We start from the raw sequence: 1,654 nt of genomic DNA on the forward strand, positions 1-1,654 counted from the left end.
ATGACGTGACCGCACCCACGACTGGGCGAACGCCTCGTCGTCGATCAGGCCCACATCGGTGAACCGGCCGAGCACATGCTCCGCGACCTCGTCCGGAATGTCCTTGCGGCGCAGCGCGTCCGCCAACTGCGCCCGAGTACGCGGCGATCCCGTCAGCAGCCGCAGGCAGATCTCCCGTGCCCGCGCCTCCGGATCACCGGCTTCCCGCTCACGCGCACTGCCGTCTTCGTCCGGAGTCCTCGTCCCGGACTTCCTGCTGCGGCGCCCGCCGCCTTCCTCATCGGGCCCGAACTCGCGTGCATCCTCGTCTGAGGATCGCCGTGCGCTCTTCCGCCCCCGACGACGCCCCTCCGGCGTTTCGTCAGCGCCCCAGGAAGCCCCAGAGCCACCGAACGGCTTCTTGCCCGCCGCTTTCGACGCGGACTTTCGGCCGGTGCCCCGCCTGGGCCGGGTCTCGCTGGGCTCGGCCTCCCTCGGCGCATCGGCCGAAGTGTCGCCAGCCGACCGCGTCCCCCAGCCGCCGCTTTCGGTGCTTTCGTGCTCGTCACCAGCCGGGCGGGCGTTGCCATCGCCGTCCTCTGAACGACGCGCCGCCGCCCGTGATCGCGTCCTGGAAGTCGCAGGGACGGCCTGAGGCAAGCCCCGCCTTGCTCCGCTCTCATCCGCGTCGCTCCCACTCATCCCGCCCTGGTCCGTCCGATCCTCAGTCGGTCGGCTAGCGCCCGCCCAACTCTCGCGCGCCTCGTCCTCGTTTCGCCTACTCTCGCCCGCGACGCTGCCGTCCGCCTCGCTCTGCCCGCTCGCGCCCGTCCGGCTCCCGATCGGACGGCTCTCGATCAGACGGCTTTCGGCCGGACGGCTCGCGACCGTCCCACTCTTGCCCGCCCCACTCGTGCGCGGGCCATCCTCACTTCGGCGGCTCCTGCGCGCGACGCTGCCGTCCGTCTCGCTCTTGTTCTCCGCGCTCTCATCCGTCCGATCCCCGATCGGACGGCTCGCGCCCGCCCTGCTCTTGCCCGTCACGCTCTCGCGCGGGTCATCCTCGCTCCGCCTGCTCTTGCGCGCGGCGCTGCTGGCCGTCTCGCTTGGTCGGTTCTTGCGCGTTCGGCTTCTGGTCGCTGGGGTCTCGGTTCCGGCGGCGTACGAGCCCGCTTCTGGACGGTCGGCGCCGATCGGTTCGTCGGCTCGGGCCTCTTGCTCCGTAGAGGGAGAGGCACCCCAGAAAGTGGAGGGAGTGGTGTCCGGCGTCGCCGGAACGGGCCCGGTCCCGGAGTTCTCACCCGCAGGCGTGGGGGGCTGGCGTGTTGAGGCCGACTTCGCGGGCCCGCTCCACGGGTTGCCGGACGAGCTCGCCCAGGGGGCCGGGGCGGGGGCGCTCGGCTGGTTCCAGGGGAGATCGCTGGGGGCGAGCTGCGGAGTGGGGACGTTCCAGGGAAGAACGGCCTCGCTCGCGGCTTCCGCCTCCTGGGCGCCCTCGTCACCGCTCGGTCGTCCGGTCTGAGGTTCGCGCCCCTGAGTGGGGACCTGGGCGGTGGCGGACTGGTCGGCCGGGGACGGCGTACCAGGTGCCGGAGGCAAGGGCGGGTCACCGGCGAGGGCGCTCGTGTCCTGCGCGCTGGGCGCGGCGGACTCGCTCCGTGCACCGGCCGTGCCG

General features: G+C 72.7%; 1 protein-coding gene. It reads right to left on the minus strand.

Annotated features, from left to right (window positions below; genetic code table 11):
* Nucleotides 1-681: regulatory protein RecX (locus tag AB0J52_RS39425; RefSeq protein ID WP_500188218.1), on the minus strand; the 681-nt coding region annotated here is incomplete at its 3' end.
* Nucleotides 682-1,654 lie beyond the last annotated feature (973 nt).

The organism is Spirillospora sp. NPDC049652, from assembly GCF_040675125.1.
Taxonomy (GTDB): Bacteria; Actinomycetota; Actinomycetes; order Streptosporangiales; family Streptosporangiaceae; genus Spirillospora.